The organism is Sphaerisporangium sp. NBC_01403 (genome assembly GCF_045040145.1).
GTDB classification, from domain to species: domain Bacteria; phylum Actinomycetota; class Actinomycetes; order Streptosporangiales; family Streptosporangiaceae; genus Sphaerisporangium; species Sphaerisporangium viridialbum.
In genome coordinates, this window is the sequence record NZ_CP109534.1 from 7,905,241 (window position 1) to 7,921,302 (window position 16,062).

A 16,062-nucleotide genomic window follows, 5' to 3' on the forward strand; every position below is an offset into this window, starting at 1 on the left:
CGCTCCACGCCATCACGGCGAAGGTCAAAGACTGGTGCTGGAAGGACGTCAACATGCCGTTCCCGGTCCTGGTGCGTCGGCTCAATCAGATGCTCCGGGGCTGGACGGCCTACTTTCGGCCTGGCGTCTCCAGCGCCACGTTCGGCTATCTCAGCCACGTGCTCTGGCGGCAGGTCTTCGGGTGGATCCGGCGCAAACACCGCCGCCTCCCCTGGAGACAGCTACGACGCCAGTACTGCCGACAAGGCTGGTGGCCGAGCACCAACGAGGCGACACTGTTCAACCCGCAAGCGGTAAGCACCACCCGATACCGCTACCGGGGAACCGCGATCCCCTCACCCTGGCCACACACGGCATGACGAACCATCCCCGCAACGGGATCTGTGGAGAGCCGGATGCGGTGAAAGTCGCACGTCCGGTTCGGGAGGCGAGCCGAGGAAACGGGTCGGATCGATACCGCGCCTCGGCTCGACCTCACCAGCAGTGACAGTGACCGTCCGCTTTTCAGGCGGAACAACCGCCCTGCTGCCGTGCCGGAGACCCAGGTCAGAGGGTGGTGTACGGCTGCCGCCGGATGCCCTTGGTGGCCGACGTTGCTGTCACCGCTGCTGTCACGGCGAGCCGCCGTCTCCCCTCTTCTGCAAGATCTCAATGGCTTGGAGTACGTCCGTGACCACGTGGTCGGCCTGGTGGTCGACACCGGGGCAGGTGCTCTGGTCGATCCAGATCGTCCGGAGACCCGCGGCGCGTCCGCCGGCGATGTCGGTGGTGAGGTTGTCACCGATTGCCCAACCGCCTCCGGCGAGAGTCATCCCGCAGCGCTTGGCCGCGATCTCGAACAGGGCGACATCGGGCTTGCGGATACCTTCGACTCCCGACAGCGCGTAGGCGTCTACGGCCTCGGCCAACCCGGCCTGCTGGATCTTCCCGAGCTGGTTGTCCGCCGTCCCGTTAGTCACGATGGCCACGTGCCACCCGGACCCCCGTAGTTGGGTCAGGCCGTCCATAACTTCGGGCCGACAGCGCACGAGGTACGGCATACGCCTCCGGTAGCGGCTCCACAGCTCCTCGACCGAATCCGGCAGCGTGAAGCGCTCACGGATCTTGACGAAGAAAACCTCTCGGTGAGGGAAGCCCTCCCGGTCAAGAGCGATCAGCCAGCCAACAGCTTCGGACCCCAAGCCATGCTCGCCGGCGAACTCCTCGACCCACACCCCGAACGCCTCGTCAAGGTTCACAAGGGTGTTATCCAGGTCGAAGAGCGCGAGTCGTTGCACGAAGCGATCCTACGAAGCTGCGCAATCTCGTAGGAGAGCGGTGATCTCATGGCTAGCCTGGAGGCTGTGAGCTGCAACTACCCTTGGCATCGCCTGCAGTCGGATGCCGCATCGAATAAATAGATGTGGCCGATTCCGGTCGGTCGTAAGGTCGGAGTCATGAGTCGAGGACCTGATCTGATCAGCAGGACCACCCGGAACGCCTTCCGCCGGCTGGCTACGGACCTGTTCAAGCCTGCAATCACCGAGTACTGGGAGAACGAGCACTTCGCGCCGGTCCCTGATTTCACCTCAGACGAGACTAGCGTCCGCCGCCGAACGTTCGACTCCTACGCGAGCGGCGTCGACTGGACCGACGTGTCTGCCGTCGAACGTGCGCTACGCGTACTTGAGAGTATGCTGCGAAGGACCAAACGTGAGAGCGGTGACAGCGAACCCGATTTCACCGATATACGAGAAGGTCTCGCCCGCGACGGCTATCAGGTCGACGAACAATTGCGGATTCTAGCCCTGCACCCGCATGGACTACGGCTGCACTTGGATGAGCTGTCGGAATCCTCAGGGATCCGTTCCGAGTTGGAGCGCATTCGGCGCGTTGTCGCAGACTATCCCGACGATGCTATTGGAGCGGCTAAGCAACTCATTGAGGCTACTGCGAAGGTAGTGCTACAAGAGCGGGCGCAGCCGGTAAACGAGCGAAGTGATCTCCCAGAGCTAATCAAGCAGGCTCAGATAGCCCTGCTGCTGCACCCTAGCCAACAGCAAAACAGGTCCGGAGATCCCGATAATGCCGAGTCGGTTAAGCGTGTGCTAGGAAGCCTCTCATCACTGGCCATTGGTGTCGCCGAAATGCGTAACCGTTACGGAACCGGGCACGGCCGCTTCAGTGCACCTTCCGGCCTGGGACCACGGCATGCCAGACTCGCAGTTAACGCTGCGGCAACCTGGTGCGAGATTCTTTTGGACACCCTTACTGACCCCAAAGCACCATGGCGCATGGAACAGACTCACGCCTGAATCGAGCGGTCGGTTAGGGCGCTCACTGTGGCACCCGCTTTAGGAGAGCAGTGTCTCTCACTGTCGCATCTGCCTTTGACCTGCCGAAACGCCTCTGTCGCTGTAGTTCGGGCCCTTGATCATTGCCCGCATATTGGGCGTCTCGCCTACGACTACTCCGCATGCCCTGGCGGCCGACGTTCCTGTCACCGCTATCAGATCTTGCCGTCGTCAACCTCCATCGACTGCAAGATCTCAATGGCTTGCAGTACATCCGGTGACCACGTGGTCGGCCTGGTGGTCGACACCGGGGCAGGTACTCCGGCCGATCAAGATTGTTTGGAGACCCGCGGCACGTCCGCCGGCGATGTCGGCGATGCGATTGTCTCCGATCATTCAACCGCCCCCGGCGAGGGTTAAGCCGCACCGCTTGGCCGCAATCTCGAACAGAGCAACGTCGGGTTTCCGAATGCCTTCGACTCCCGACAACGCATAGACGTCTACCGCCTCGGCCAACCCCGTCTGCTGGATCTTCCCGAGTTGGTTGTCTGCCGTCCCATTGGTCACGATCGCAACGCGCCACCCGGTCGCAACGCGCCACCCGGTTGCCCGTAGCCGGGCTAGGCCGTCCAGGACTTCAGGCCGACAGCGCACGAGGTACGGCATGCGCGTCCGGTAGGGGCGCCACAGCTCCTCGACCGGTTCAGGCAGCATGAAGCGCTCGCGGAGCTTGGCGAAGAACGCCTCACGGTGCGGAACGCCGTCTCGGTCAAGAGCGACCAACCAGTCCACCGCGTCGGCTCCTAAGGCATGCTCGTCGGCGAACCTCTCGACCTATACCAGGAACGCCTCGTCAAGGTCTACAAGGGTGTTATCCAAGTCGAAGAGGGCGAGCCGTTGCATGAACTGCTCCTATGAGGCTGCCCGTCCTATACTGCCGCCTTCCCGGTGGGGCCCTCCAGCATGCTCGCTGCTCTACGGGTTTTATGGGTAGAAAAGTAGACGTACATAGGGTGTGTGTCTGGCCCTGGACGACATCTGGATTTCATAAACCATCACCATCGCACTCGCCATCAAATGACTGAGACAAGACGGAAGAGAGAGATGAGGCCTCTATGTCCAGTTCGATACGCCTCAAGCGCTCTAATAGATCGGTTCCATTGCTTTCAGCAAGAAGTCGCGCTTGCATCTTTGAAATCGATGAACCCAAGCGCCTAATACTCTCATCTACTAACGTTGCTTCGATGCCTTTTGACGCTACCCGAACGTTGTCGATAGCGTACCGGAGATTCGCCGCCGCCTGGGAAAGCTTTCGTAAGACTTGGATCTGCTCTTCAGTTCTACGCCAGTCTTCAATATCTAGCGGATCTTCAGTCTTGTGATAGTCGGATGCAATCCGATTGTATTCTTTGCATGAGCGAGCTAATCGGGATCTTCCAACGATCTCTTTATCTGTTGCCAATAGCTCGGTGGCGGACTTTTTATAGAAAGTCCAGGAGTCCTCATAGTGCTGTGCGGCAGTGCTCCAACCTGCCTCCTCTAAAGCTATGTCGCCTAACGCATTATTCACATACGCTTGCCCGGTCCAATCCTCTATAACCTCGTAAAGATCGTAGACTTGTGCATACACTCGCGCCTTGAGGTCAGATCGGCGGTGGTTAGCGCAGACCTCCTCCTCCTGCTTCGTAAACCATGTTTGAATCTCCTCTTGCACGATGGCGCCGACCGCATAAAGCTCAGCATATGGACCGTCTTCGTCTCCGTGAGCGAGCAAATCTGTGACGCCATTCCATATGTATAGGCAACCAAACCGGTCTTCTATGGATAACAATAAGTCCTTGATATTTATATAAGTTTCAGTCGTGCGTTGCCACTCGTCGCCGCAGGCAGTTACGGCACACAGCCCTCGCGCCGCTTCAGCCCGACCGTTAGAATCCCCCGCGGCTTCGTATAGCTGCCATGCCCGTTGAAACATTCTCACAGCATGATCATATTTCTTGGCACTGTGAGAAATATTGCCTAGCCCTTTCAAGGCGTGTGCCTGTCCCTTTAGGTCTCCGACCTTCTCGTACAACGCTAGGGCTCTACGGAACGCCTTTTGGCTGGCGAGGTGATGATCCCCCCAGTAGGCATGCTCTCCAAGTGCTAATGAGTCGGAAGCGGATGCATATGTTAACGATGTGTTGATAAATGTCTCCGTCGCATACCATTGACCCTCTTGTGCAGATTGCTTCATGTCTACCAAGTAGTCAAATACTGCAACGTCCTGCCTGGTGGATACTATCGACAGCAAGGCTGCCGTCGCCTGTCTTGGTCGCGTTGCCCATTGCCAGGCCTCTTCGAGAGACTCGGGGTTGAGTCGTTGCCCCCCTGCCTTAGAAAGACATCCCTCGTGAAGTTGCTCCAACAAAGCTCTAGGTATCGGGCTAAGAAATCCCGCCCTTCGACAGTCAATAGCGGAACTTACAAGCGCCGCACCTCTCGGATTAGCCCCGATATCCCACGCGTTTTCATAGGCGCGTGCAAGCTCGGGTGCAGCCGCTAAGTACTCTGCTATCCCGAATTCGCTCCTATACTCTAAGGCCATGGCGATGCGCTGGTCCGCTATTAGACCTTTAGCTCGCGCGATTTCTTCGCTGCTGAACCGTTTGAAGAGCCGAACCTGGTGTGCCAGCGCAAGCACTTCTCGCACTTCACGCCCATCTCGCCCGCCGGGTGCATCTGAATCAATGTGCTCGTCCAAGAGACGTGCTTGCTCAACCGAACGCACGGTGGCAAGAACAACATGCGAGAGACTTTTCGCACTGATCAAAGCAGCAATATTTTCTTTGGATAGACCGCCTTGACGCAGGTAGCGCTCTAAGTCATTAAGCCAAAGGACTGCGTTTCTACATCGTAATGCATGTTGCACTGCAGCCTGAAGTGCTTCTATGCTGTGAGGTGCGATCAACGTATGATTCGGTATTGCGCCGCGCATTACTTCGAACGCGGCTCGCGATTTCCCCGCAGTAGAGTCCCCCACTATTAGTACGAAGCCACCCTCAAGTATCCTCGAGCATAATTCCCGGTCTATGTCACGAGAGATGTAAGGCGGGACTCGTGATTTGCTTTCACGGGCATTGGTGAGGGGGATGGAAGGGTGGACTCCCAGCGTGATTGGATTTGTGATCTGACGCACTTTGGGAAGTTTGCCACTAGCAAGAGTGAGACAGCCGTCTTTAAGCTTTTTCGCCACCTCATCCTGAGAGGAGATGATGCGTTTGTAGCGATCTTGCCAAAAGCTTGCGAGCACCAGTAACACTGCTGCTCCCGTCGCCGCTCCACCTAGAATCCAGAGGTTTGTAACCTTGATGACTGTCAGGACAGTTGGCGTCGCCGCGACAGCCGTTAGTCCGATCATGACTAGGAAAACCCGGCTCTCAGGCCGTCGTCCTGTGCTCATAGACTAAGCTCTCGTCATGTCGATGCTGATGTATATGTGACGAGCTTGCCAGATCAGTAAGTGTCCCGGGACGGTACTTCGGTATTTCGATGGCAAGCGGACCCGGAGCGCAGGGCCGCTAGGCCCGAGCACCGGAAGCCGCGCGGCAGCCGATCGCCCCGACCAGTGTGGCGAGAACCGTAGTGGGCGATCGTCACGGTCTTCAGTGGTGACTTCTGCCGGCCTCTCGGGCGCGCGGGGCGGTGCGTGCCCGGACCGGCCGGAGAGCCGCAGCCGGGCACGCGGCCGTCCGGCGCGCCCGGCGGGCCGCGCAGCGGGCCGCCTTTAAAGACGTAGAGAAAGTTCTCATCCGGAAGCACGTGGGCTCTCGTCCTACCTCGGCTGGTGCTTGACACTGCGGCCTCGGTTGATGGTTGACATGATCAATCCTGAGTGGGCCGCGGGTGCGACTCGCGGCAGGTTAGTGCGTTTGGTGGCCATCGGCCGACGGTGCCGAGCCACCTCTTCGTCGTCACGCCTACCGGTGTAGTTGTAATACGGTCGCCCGCGACGAGCGCTCCGTCGTACGCTCGGATAGGAGGTGGCCGCTCGCACGCTGCGGAACGTGCTTGACTCGGCTCAGCTCGGATTGAAGGGCTAGATGACGCAGACCATCTGGAACAGTCTCGTTGCTGAGACCCAGTTCGCGACTGAACTGACCGTGACTGGGCTTCGCCGGCTGTGCTCCGTCCCGACCGAGCCCGACCTGTTCCTGTGGGGCAGCACGGACTTGAACTACGCACTTCACGTCGGGATGCATTCGTATTCGTCCGGCCTGGAGCGCCTGTGTAAGCTGGCTATCGCCTGCAATGTGTATGCAGCCACCGGAAAGTTCCCCAATCTTCGTAGCTACTCACACAAGATTGGGAACCTGCTAGACGCCGTGGGGGATTTGACCCCGACAGGCCCCGGTGTTTCGATGCATAAGGCGAAGTACCTCGTCCGACCATTGGATGGCCTCGATCCCGATCTGACGAACATGGTCGAGCGGTTCGCCAACGGGGCCGGGCGGTACGAGCATCTGGACTCGCTGTGGAACGGCGACGCAGAGGTCAACACCTACAACGAGTGGTCCGCCCTTGCTGCGAGGTCTTCGGTCTCCGATGAAGTGCGCGAGCTGATCTCGATCAAGAAAGCGATGGCGGAAGCAATCGGATCGGAACTGGTCGACCGCGGGCTCGAATGGACCGGGGAGAGGGTGATGAAGGACTTGGCGCTTCCGACATACGAGCCTTCAGTAGGCGTGGTGCTGAGCCTATTCCGGAAAATTCGATGGGCTTCGATGATGCTTGATATCGCTACGTATTACACGCGTCAGGAGCTGCCAATACTAAGCGAGGTTGTCGCTCCAATTTTCTGTCACTCGTCTGCAGATTTTTTCAACTACCACATTGCCAGAATCGGGGACAAAGAAGTTGTCGTCGAGGAGCTGCAGGAGGTGTTCAAGAGGATTCACGTACGCGAGGCGGAAGAAGACGCTGAAGACGTCGATCAGATTGTGATCCACGAGTGACGTGCACCGACGCGCACCCCCGAATTTAAACGCTCAGTAGTTAACCCTAATAGTAACGAATTCTGTCCGGCGTGCCCGCCACCCATGTGCTCTTAGCTGCAATCCTCGGTCCAATCCCGCATACTCTCTTCGGCAGAAGAGGAAGTGTCGCCAGCATCGCCGTGATTATGTAAAGCATCAGGCGGGGCCGAAGCGTCAAGCATCAACCGAGGTAGGACAAAGCACGTGGGCTCTGATGATCTTGAAGATGTCAGGGCCGTCGGGTGCCTCTGGTCCGGCGCTTAGCCGGTTGGTGCTGGCGTCGCTCATTGCCGTGGTTGGGGTCTGCGCAGGCGTTGGTGTACTTGGTGGCGGACGATGCGTTCGGCGAGTTGTTGGGGGGTGTCGGCGGTGAGGGTGGTGGAGCGGCCGTGGAGGGCGTGCCAGCGGTAGGTGAAGGGGTTGTAGAGGATGGCCCAGCGGGGGAAGCGTTGGCGGAGGCCTTGTAAGGCTGGTCCCGGGGTGCTCATGGGGTGGGTGGGGGTAGGCGGACCCAGACGATTCGGCCGGCGGCGTCGCCGTTGACTCCCCATGCGGTGGTGAGGGCGGTGACGAGGTGGAGTCCTCGTCCGCCTTCGCGGGTGGGGGTGCGGATGCCGAAGGCGATGGGGCCGCCTTGGTCGGCGATCTCGATGTGGGCGGTGCCGTCGGGGTGGTGCTTGACGGTGGCGGTGAAGATTCCGCCGGGTTGTCCGGTGCGGGTGTGTTCGACGGCGTTGGTGGCGAGTTCGCTGGCGATGAGGTCGGCGTCTGGGTGGTCGGGGAGGTGGGTCTTGACGAAGCGGCGGACCGCGCGTACCTGTTCCACTCTTCCGAGGAAGGTCTGGTGCCATTCTTCGGTGCCTTTATGGCTGTCGATTGGTGCGGTCACGTGGGCTCACCTCGCGATCTAGCAGGTCAGGGCACTGCATCTATGCCTGGTACTTAAAGTACGAGTACAGTACTTAGAGTGCAAGCCACTTGCGGTACTTGCCACGCACAATAAGTACTGCTCTGGTAGAGGCTGCGACGAAGGAGGAGTTCATGTTCGGTCTGGTGGTCCGGTTCACCTGTAAGGACGAGGCGAGCGCCGCGGCGTTCGATCAACTGGTCGGCGAGACCATCGAGAAGATCCGCGAGGGTGAGCCGGGGACGCTGGTGTACGCATCGCACCTGGTCGAGGGCCAGCCGCTCCTGAGGATCTTCTACGAGCTGTACCGGGACCGGGCGGCGTTCGACACCCACGAGGAGCAGGAGCACACCCGGCGGTTCCTCGCAGCGCGGGATGAGCTGCTGGCCTCGGTCGAGGTCGACTGGCTGTCGCTCCAGACCGGTAAGGGAACGGCCGGGTGAGCACCGAATATCAACGAGCGCTGGGCCGGCGCATCGCCCAGGAGCGTAAGCGGCGGGGACTGTCGCAACCGGAGCTGGCGCGGTTGGTCGACCGGTCGGTGGCGTGGATCTCCCAGGTAGAGCGCGGTGTGCGCAAGGTCGACCGGATGTCGGTCCTGGAGAAGGTCGCCGAGGCTCTGGACATCCCGTTGTCGGAGCTGGCGGCGGAGGCGCCGGTGGTCGCGGCCTCCGCTGAGGAGATCCCAGGAACGGCGAGTCTGCGCCTGGTGCTGTCGGGGGCGCATTCGCTGCGGGCCATGCTGCACTCCGCGCCCGTCCCGGACACCTCCGAGATCAAGCCGCGGGTCGATCGGGCGTGGGAGCTGACGCACGAGAGCCGGTATGTCGAGCTGGCCGACCTTTTGCGCGGGTTGGTGCCCGCGCTGGAGACCGCTGCCCGCTCGGCTCCCGAGGAGCGGCGGGCGGAGCTGTTCCAACTGCTGGCGGCGACCTATCAAGCGTGCTCGGCGGCGCTGGCCAAGCTCGGTGAGCCCGAGGCCGCGTGGATCGCCGCCGACCGGGCGATCGTCGCGGCGGAACGAGCGGGCGACCCGCTGATGATGGCGGCCGGCGCTTTCCGGCTCGGCTTCGTCTTCCTAGGGGCGCGCCACTTCGACCAGGTGGAGGAGACGGCGCGGACGGCTTCCGAGGCGCTGTGGTTCATGGTCGATGAGGGGAAGCCCGAGGCCATGTCGCTGTGGGGTGGTCTTACCCTGCAACGGGCCGTGGCCGCGTCCCGGTTGAACGAGGCCGATACCGCTTACCAGCATCTGGCGCGGGCTCGTGAGGTCGCGGAGCGGCTCGGGGAAGGGCGCAACGACTACAACACCGAGTTCGGGCCGGCCAACGTCACGCTTCATGAGGTGGCCGTGGGGGTCGAGCTGGGCGATGCCGGTCACGCGCTTCGCGTCGGGACGGCGGTGGACACCTCGGTGTTGTCTCCCGAGCGACGCGCCCGGCTTCATGTCGACCTGGCTCGCGCTCACGCGCAGCGTCGTCAGGTCGAAGAGGCCGTGTCCGCACTGCTGGAGGCGGAGACGATCACTCCGGAGCAGATTCGGAACCACCGAATCACCTACCAGTTGGTGTCCGATTTGCTGACCATGCAAGACCCACCCTCCCCTGAGCTGCGGGAACTCGCCGACCGGATCGGAGTGTAGAAAAAGTACGTGTACTAATACTAAAAGTACTAGCAGATACTCGCGGTGCGAGGTAGCGTTTGTGTTGTCGCTGAAGCTCTCCTGGACAGGAGGTAACAGCCCAACGCAAACGCTCTTCTGCGTTTCAGGGCCGAAACAGAAAGACCGCTCACCCCGGAGCGGAACGGGCCACACATGAAAGTGGCCTGAGCGGGAGACCCGCCCAGGCCGGATGCGGTCAGCACCCTAGTTGGCGCTTCGATGCTATCGCCTCCGGATTCTGACGGCGCGTGATCTCCCTCGTCCCCCACGCCTGCTCAGCAGGCCGACGAGAGGTGTATTCAGCATGCGCAACATCCCCATCCCGGTCGACGTCTCCCGGCTCCAGTTCATCTGCGTGAAGGCCCCGTGCCCGCGCATCATGAACAAGGAGACCGGCGAGCTCAAGACCGATAAGGCCACCGGCCAGACCGTCTACGAGGTGCTGTTCTCCGTGGAGGACGCCTTCGGAAAGATCGAACTGGTCAAGATCGGCGTCGTCGGAGAGCCCTCGGTGTTCCCCGGCAACGAGGTCAAGCCTGTCGGCCTGGTCGGCTACGTGTGGGAACTGTCGGGACGCTGGGGCATCGCCTACCGCGCCACCACGCTCCTGGCCGCCGTCACCGCGGAGGCTCGCGGTGTCTGACCATCTCCTGCTCACCCTCGGAGTCCTGGCCGCCTCGGCGGCCGGGCTCTGGGCCTGGCGCCGCTGGCACTACCGCTCCTTCTGGCTGTGCCTGGGCTACCCGCTGACCGCCATCACGGTCCGCCTCACCTGGCGCAAGGTCGCCCTCGGCTGCGGCCTGACCAAGAAGCGGCAACGCTTCTGGTTCACCACCGTCCCCGGACTGATCTCCTCAACCGGCCTGGTCCGCGTCAAACGGCGTCTCCAGCGGGTCGCGGTCGACACCAAACCGTGGATGTGGCTGCCCATGCCGACCCGCCACGGCTGGCGCGTCACCATCCGCCTCCTAGAAGGCCAGATCCCCGAGGACTACACCAAGGTCGCCGAACGGCTCGCGCACTCCTGGCGCGTCCACGCCGTACGCGTCTCCTCCACCAAACGCGGGCGTGTCACCCTGGCCGCGACCATCCGCGACCCGCTGATCCGAATCGACCAACTCCCCATCTCGACCGAACTGCTCAAGGTCACCGTCGGCCGGCTGGAGACCGGCTCTCCCTGGGTCATCGACTTCCGTACCGTCCCGCACTGGCTCAACGCCGGCGCCACCCAATCGGGGAAATCCAACCTCGCCAATGCCCTGATCATCGGCCTGTCCCCGCAACCGGTGGCAATGGTCGGCTTCGACCTCAAGGGCGGCGTGGAGTTCACGCCGTACGAGCCTCGCCTGTCGGCCCTGGCCACCTCCCGCGTCGAATGCGTGAGCCTCCTCGACGACCTGGTCTCGCTGATGGTGGACCGGATGGCCGCCTGCCGCGCGGCCGGAGCACGCAACATCTGGCAGTTATCCGGCGCCCGGCGGCCGGTCCCGGTGGTGGTGCTGGTCGACGAGCTGGCAGAGCTGTACCTGATGGCCGACAAGTCCGAGAAAGACGAGATCGCCAAGACCTCTACAGCGCTGTTGCGGGTCGCGCAGCTCGGACGGGCGTTCGGGATCTACCTGTTCTGCTGCGGCCAAAGGATCGGCTCCGACCTCGGCCCCGGCGTGACCGCGCTACGCGCCCAGTGCTCGGGACGGATCTGCCACCGGGTCAACGATCCCGAGACCGCGACCATGACCCTCGGCGACCTCGACCCCGCGGCCCTGGTCTCCGCGCGGGCCATCGCCTCCGAAACCCCCGGCGTCGCGATCGTGGCCGGCCAGGACGGCCAGTGGTACCGGGCGCGCTCCTTCTACGTCTCCGAGCAAGCCGCCGAAGTCGCCACCCGCACCTACGCCGGTCTCACCGTCCTGGGCCGAAGTCATGGCCGGTGCCTATTGCGCCGAGTTGAGCGATGCCGACCTCGCCGAGTTCCTCAATCCCGAAACCGCCGTCCTGGAGGGCTGACCGGCATGCGACGCCTGGCCTCCTGGCTGCTGGACTCCGGTCCCGTCATCGTCTTGGCGCTGATCGCCGGTGCTGGCTCCTTCTCCCACGTACGACAGACCGCTGTAGAGCACGGGCAGACAGGCCCGATGGCCTGGGCGGTGGCCGTGTGCGTCGACCTGACCTGCGTCATGGCCGCCCGCGAACGCCAACGCGACAAGAAGACCGGACGCCACCGGACCGGCCCGCTGTCCTGGCCCACCTGCGTCCTGGTCGCCGGGATCGTCCTGTCCCTGGCCGCCAACCTCCACCAGGCCGAACCCTCGGTGTGGGGCTGGCTCACCGCCGCAACCCCCGCAGCGGCATTCCTCGTCGCCGTCTCCATGCTGGAACGACGCGCGACCGGCCCCCGCCCCGAACCCTCCCCGGCTCCAACCGTCGCCGCGCAGACCACCGCGGTACCGGTGCTCCCGCCGGTCGCCGATGGCGGCCAGGGCGACGTCACCCAACCCTCTCCCGCGCTCCTGGACTACGCCCGGCGCCTGATCGACGAGCACAACGCCAAACACGGCAAGCCCATCACCCTCGACCTGCTGCGCGCCCGGCTCGGCGTGTCCACCCAACTCGCCACCGACCTCCTCCACCACCTGCGCACCGCACCAGAAACCTCATGAAGGGAGCACCACCCATGTCCCTCGACCCCGACCACCGCACGGCCTTCATCACCGGACTACGCCACCTGGCCACCTTCCTGGAGGCCAACCCCAACATCCCCGTACCCCGGCACTCCACCACCATCGCCTACTTCCCCGAGCGCACCGCCGACGCGCAGATGTGCACCGAGATCGACCGGATCGCCGCATTGTGCGGCACGACGATCGACCCCGGCGCCCTGGCCCACGACCACTACTCGACCGCCCTGCACTTCGGCCCGGTCCGCTACGAGGCGTTCGCCATCCTCGCCGACGCCCGCGCCAGGCACGACGCCTTCAGCAGCTACCACGGCTGCGTCACCCCAGACCACACGACCGTCCCCACCACCTGACCAAGGGACCACCACCATGGGCGCCCACCTCGACCACCACCCACAGCACACGCCAGCCCAGCAGACCCCCCAACAAGCGATGACCGAACCGCTTCCGGTCGTCCACTACCGCTGCGCGACCTGCGGCGGAACCGGCGTCGACAGCATGGCCGACACCTGCCGCGACTGCGACGGCTTCGGAATCGACAACCACGGCGCCTAGCCGTAAGCGCCCCCCGCGTGGCCACACAACCGCCAAGTTCCGCGCCACGCCGGGGGCCATCCCTCACAGATCACTCTGCACAGGACGGAACCCATCTTGCCCAACCCGACCGATCCACACGCGATAGCCGGGATGATCGCCCGGCTCCGCGATCCCCACTACGAACGCTGGGCCGCCCAGATCCGCCGGACCGGTGGCTGCCAACAGCCCATCCACCTGCGCGGCAAGGTCGAACACTGGGGCCCCGCGACCGGCACGCTCCTGCACCGATACAGCACCCACCTGGAGCCGGACGGCATACTGCGGGTGGCCTGCAAGACCAGGCGCGCGACCCGCTGCCCTTCCTGCGCCGAGACCTACCGGGCCGACACCTACCAACTCGTCCGCGCCGGCCTGGTCGGCGGCAAGGGCGTCCCGGACTCGGTGAGCGCTCACCCGTGCCTGTTCGTCACCCTCACCGCGCCGTCCTTCGGCTCGGTGCATGTCCGGCGCGAGAAGAACGGCAAGACGCTGCCTTGCCACGCTCGCCGCGACGCCGGGACGTGCCCGCACGGCCGGACCATGTCCTGCACTACAAGGCACGGAGCCGACGAACCGTGCCTCGGCGAACCACTGTGCGCAGAGTGCTACGACTACACGGGCGCGGTGCTGTTCAACGCCATGTCGCCGGAGCTGTGGCGGCGCTTCACCCAAGCCCTGCGCAGACGTATCGCCAAGAACGCCGGCCTGACCCAGCGAGACCTCAAGCAACAGGCCGTCATCTCGTTCGCCAAGGTGGCCGAGTATCAGCGACGTGGGGTCGTTCACTTCCACGCCGTGATCCGGCTCGACGGCCCGGAGGGACCGGCCACGGCTCCCCCGGCCTGGGCGACGGCCGACCTCATGACGGACGCCGTACGGCATGCCGCCTCCGCGGTCGCCGTGACGGTCCCGCACGTTTTCGGAGAACGCATACGAATCTTTCAGTGGGGCGCTCAGCTCGACGTCCGGCAGATCACCATGAGTGGTGACCTTTCCGAACAGGCCGTTGCCGCCTACATCGCCAAGTACGCCACCAAGGCGGCCGAATGCGTCGGCACACTCGACCGGCGCGTCAACCTCCTTGATGACCTGACCGCCCTGCCGATCCGCGACCATCCCCGGCGCCTGATCGCCGAATGCCTGCGCCTGGGTGTCCGCGACGAGCTGGCCGATTTCAGGCTCATCCAATGGGCTCACATGCTGGGCTTCCGCGGGCACTTCTCCACGAAGTCACGGCGCTACTCCACCACCCTCGGCGACCTGCGCGCCGCTCGCGCCGACCACATGCGCGCGGAACAGATCAGCACCGGACGCCTCCCGCTGTTCGAGGAGGACACCGTGTTCGTCACCTCGCACTGGGACTACGCCGGGCGGGGACTGTCGGCCGGCGAACGGCTCCTCGCCGCTGCTCTGACCAGCACTCGTCTCGTCGATTCCCGGGGTGGTCATGACTCCTAGGTTGCTCACCGTCCTCCAGGCCATGGCCGTCCTTCAGGTCAGCCGTTGGACGCTCTACCAGCTCATGAACGCCGGCGAACTCGACTCGATCGTGGTCGGTGTTCGCTGCCGCCGCATCCCGGAATCCGCCTTGGACGCCTACGTGACCCGATGCTGTGAGGAGGCGGCCTGATGGCCAAGCGCGCGAACAGCGAAGGCTCGATCTTCGCCTACAAGACCGGGTACGCGGGCTACGTCTGGGTCACCACACCGGACGGCAAGAGGACCCGCAAGTGGTGTTACGGCAAGACCCGCGAGGAGACCCACGAGAAGTGGCTCAAGCTTCACGGGGAGGCGGCCAAGGGGCCGGTGGCCACGAAGTACCCGACGCTGGCTGCCTACCTCTCACGCTGGCTGTCGGAAGTGATCGAGCCGAACCGGGAGCCGACGACCTACGTCGCCTACGAACCGCTCGTACGGCTCTACATCGTGCCCGGCCTCGGTAAGAAGCGGCTCGACAAACTCACGGTGCGCGACGTACAGACCTGGCTTAACGAGTTGGCCACGCTGTGTACCTGCTGCGATCAGAGAAAGGATCACAAGCGGCCGGTACCCAAGCAGCGGTGCTGTTCCAAAGGCCAATGCTGCAAGGGCTATCCGTCGCGCAGCACGATCGCGAGCATTCGGCGGGTCCTTCGTTCTGCACTCGGCAACGCCATTCGCGAAGAGTTGATCTCGAAGAACGTCGCCGCGTTGACCACGCTGCCCGGCGTTGGCAAGACCAAGAAGAAGCGGCAACACGGTGTGTGGAGTGTCGACGAGGCTCGCCGGCTGCTTGAGCATCTTCGAGCGGAGGATGATCCCCTGTATGCGGCCTACGTGCTGATCCTCGTTCTTGGTCTTCGACGGGGCGAAGTGCTGGGACTGGCCTGGGACTGTGTCGACCTGGCCGGCGAGCAACTGTGGATCTCTCGCCAGCTCACCCGGGTCCGTGGGCAGCTTCTCCATAGGAACACGACCAAGACTGAGGATTCGACGGCTTCCCTGCCGCTGCTGGGACTTTGCGTCTCGGCACTGCGTCACCGACGACATGCAAGAGAACGCGCGAGAGAAGGCGGCCGACAAGTGGCACGTCTCGGACCTCGTGTTCACGACCCGCAACGGCACTCCGATCGAACCGCGCAACTTCAACCGGGCCTTCGATACGCACTGCCGGAATGCCGGCGTTCCGCGTATCCGGGTCCACGACACCCGGCACACCTGTGCCTCGTTCCTGGCGGCCCTCGATGTACATCCCCGGGTCGCGATGCGTGTGCTTCGTCACTCGCAGATCTCGATGACCATGGACGTCTACACACAGATCCCCACCCCAGAAACCCGTAAGGCACTCGACCGACTCAATCAGAGTCTCGAAGGTCCAGACTAGAGATAGTTCAGCTTCAAAGGCCCTTTGGGGACGTCCCAAAGGGCCTTATTCATGCAAAAGATGGGCTAGTTATAACCAAGTGGATAT

Annotated in this window: 17 protein-coding genes and 2 pseudogenes; 14 read left to right on the plus strand and 5 right to left on the minus strand. The window is 63.0% G+C overall.

Translation table 11 applies throughout. The features are described from left to right. Window positions 1-11: 11 nt before the first annotated feature. On the plus strand, window positions 12-359 hold the full coding sequence (locus OG589_RS35475) for a group II intron maturase-specific domain-containing protein (RefSeq protein WP_405152191.1): 348 nt from the start codon (window positions 12-14) through the stop codon (window positions 357-359). A gap of 252 nt (window positions 360-611) precedes the next feature. On the opposite strand, the gene OG589_RS35480 is transcribed toward OG589_RS35475, so the two are convergent. Then, a complete protein-coding gene (locus OG589_RS35480) occupies window positions 612-1,277 on the minus strand; it encodes an HAD family hydrolase (RefSeq protein ID WP_405142630.1) in 666 nt (221 codons plus the stop codon). Between the two features lie 159 nt (window positions 1,278-1,436). On the opposite strand from OG589_RS35480, the gene OG589_RS35485 reads away from it, so the two are divergent. Next, window positions 1,437-2,294, plus strand: coding sequence for an abortive infection family protein (locus OG589_RS35485; protein ID WP_405142631.1), 858 nt, complete (start codon window positions 1,437-1,439; stop codon window positions 2,292-2,294). Window positions 2,295-2,528: 234 nt separating this feature from the next. Here OG589_RS35485 and OG589_RS35490 read toward each other — a convergent pair whose 3' ends face one another. From OG589_RS35490 to OG589_RS35500, 3 genes are all read right to left on the minus strand, one after another. After that, complete coding sequence (locus OG589_RS35490; protein ID WP_405142633.1) at window positions 2,529-2,669, minus strand: HAD hydrolase-like protein; 141 nt, start codon at window positions 2,667-2,669, stop codon at window positions 2,529-2,531. Then, window positions 2,670-3,065, minus strand: a complete 396-nt coding sequence (locus OG589_RS35495; RefSeq protein ID WP_405142634.1) for an HAD family hydrolase — start codon at window positions 3,063-3,065, stop codon at window positions 2,670-2,672. A gap of 253 nt (window positions 3,066-3,318) precedes the next feature. Next, window positions 3,319-5,673: a tetratricopeptide repeat protein gene (locus tag OG589_RS35500; RefSeq protein ID WP_405142636.1), complete on the minus strand. Its 2,355-nt coding sequence runs from the start codon at window positions 5,671-5,673 to the stop codon at window positions 3,319-3,321. Between the two features lie 682 nt (window positions 5,674-6,355). Here OG589_RS35500 and OG589_RS35505 point away from each other — a divergent pair. Continuing rightward, window positions 6,356-7,267, plus strand: a complete 912-nt coding sequence (locus OG589_RS35505; protein WP_405142637.1) for a hypothetical protein — start codon at window positions 6,356-6,358, stop codon at window positions 7,265-7,267. Between the two features lie 505 nt (window positions 7,268-7,772). On the opposite strand, the gene OG589_RS35510 is transcribed toward OG589_RS35505, so the two are convergent. Further along, a complete protein-coding gene (locus OG589_RS35510) occupies window positions 7,773-8,177 on the minus strand; it encodes an ATP-binding protein (RefSeq protein ID WP_405142639.1) in 405 nt (134 codons plus the stop codon). A gap of 152 nt (window positions 8,178-8,329) precedes the next feature. Between OG589_RS35510 and OG589_RS35515 the strand changes: the two genes are divergently transcribed. The 11 genes and pseudogenes from OG589_RS35515 (at window position 8,330) to OG589_RS35565 (ending at window position 15,975) form a co-directional block, all read left to right on the plus strand. Beyond that, window positions 8,330-8,638 (plus strand): putative quinol monooxygenase, encoded by a 309-nt coding sequence (locus tag OG589_RS35515; RefSeq protein ID WP_405142641.1) that lies wholly within the window; start codon window positions 8,330-8,332, stop codon window positions 8,636-8,638. After that, a complete protein-coding gene (locus tag OG589_RS35520) occupies window positions 8,635-9,837 on the plus strand; it encodes a helix-turn-helix domain-containing protein (protein ID WP_405142642.1) in 1,203 nt (400 codons plus the stop codon). The genes OG589_RS35515 and OG589_RS35520 overlap by 4 nt, the downstream gene beginning before the upstream one ends. 325 nt (window positions 9,838-10,162) lie before the next feature. Then, a complete protein-coding gene (locus OG589_RS35525; RefSeq protein ID WP_405142644.1) occupies window positions 10,163-10,501 on the plus strand; it encodes a hypothetical protein in 339 nt (112 codons plus the stop codon). A gap of 286 nt (window positions 10,502-10,787) precedes the next feature. Further along, window positions 10,788-11,444 (plus strand): annotated as a pseudogene (locus tag OG589_RS35530) (FtsK/SpoIIIE domain-containing protein); the annotation flags it as partial. Between the two features lie 426 nt (window positions 11,445-11,870). Next, window positions 11,871-12,518, plus strand: coding sequence for a DUF2637 domain-containing protein (locus OG589_RS35535; RefSeq protein ID WP_405152192.1), 648 nt, complete (start codon window positions 11,871-11,873; stop codon window positions 12,516-12,518). Between the two features lie 14 nt (window positions 12,519-12,532). After that, window positions 12,533-12,889: a hypothetical protein gene (locus OG589_RS35540; RefSeq protein WP_405142646.1), complete on the plus strand. Its 357-nt coding sequence runs from the start codon at window positions 12,533-12,535 to the stop codon at window positions 12,887-12,889. 79 nt (window positions 12,890-12,968) lie between these two features. Continuing rightward, window positions 12,969-13,091, plus strand: a complete 123-nt coding sequence (locus tag OG589_RS35545; RefSeq protein ID WP_262845884.1) for a hypothetical protein — start codon at window positions 12,969-12,971, stop codon at window positions 13,089-13,091. Window positions 13,092-13,223: 132 nt separating this feature from the next. Further along, on the plus strand, window positions 13,224-14,570 hold the full coding sequence (locus tag OG589_RS35550; RefSeq protein ID WP_405152193.1) for a replication initiator: 1,347 nt from the start codon (window positions 13,224-13,226) through the stop codon (window positions 14,568-14,570). Then, window positions 14,560-14,742 (plus strand): helix-turn-helix transcriptional regulator, encoded by a 183-nt coding sequence (locus tag OG589_RS35555; RefSeq protein WP_405142647.1) that lies wholly within the window; start codon window positions 14,560-14,562, stop codon window positions 14,740-14,742. The genes OG589_RS35550 and OG589_RS35555 overlap by 11 nt, the downstream gene beginning before the upstream one ends. Next, window positions 14,742-15,098 (plus strand): annotated as a pseudogene (locus OG589_RS35560) (N-terminal phage integrase SAM-like domain-containing protein); the annotation flags it as partial. The gene OG589_RS35555 and the pseudogene OG589_RS35560, both read left to right, overlap by 1 nt. Window positions 15,099-15,639: 541 nt before the next feature. After that, entirely contained in the window at window positions 15,640-15,975 is a 336-nt protein-coding gene (locus tag OG589_RS35565; protein WP_405152194.1) for a tyrosine-type recombinase/integrase, read from the plus strand. The last annotated feature ends 87 nt before the right edge of the window (window positions 15,976-16,062 follow it).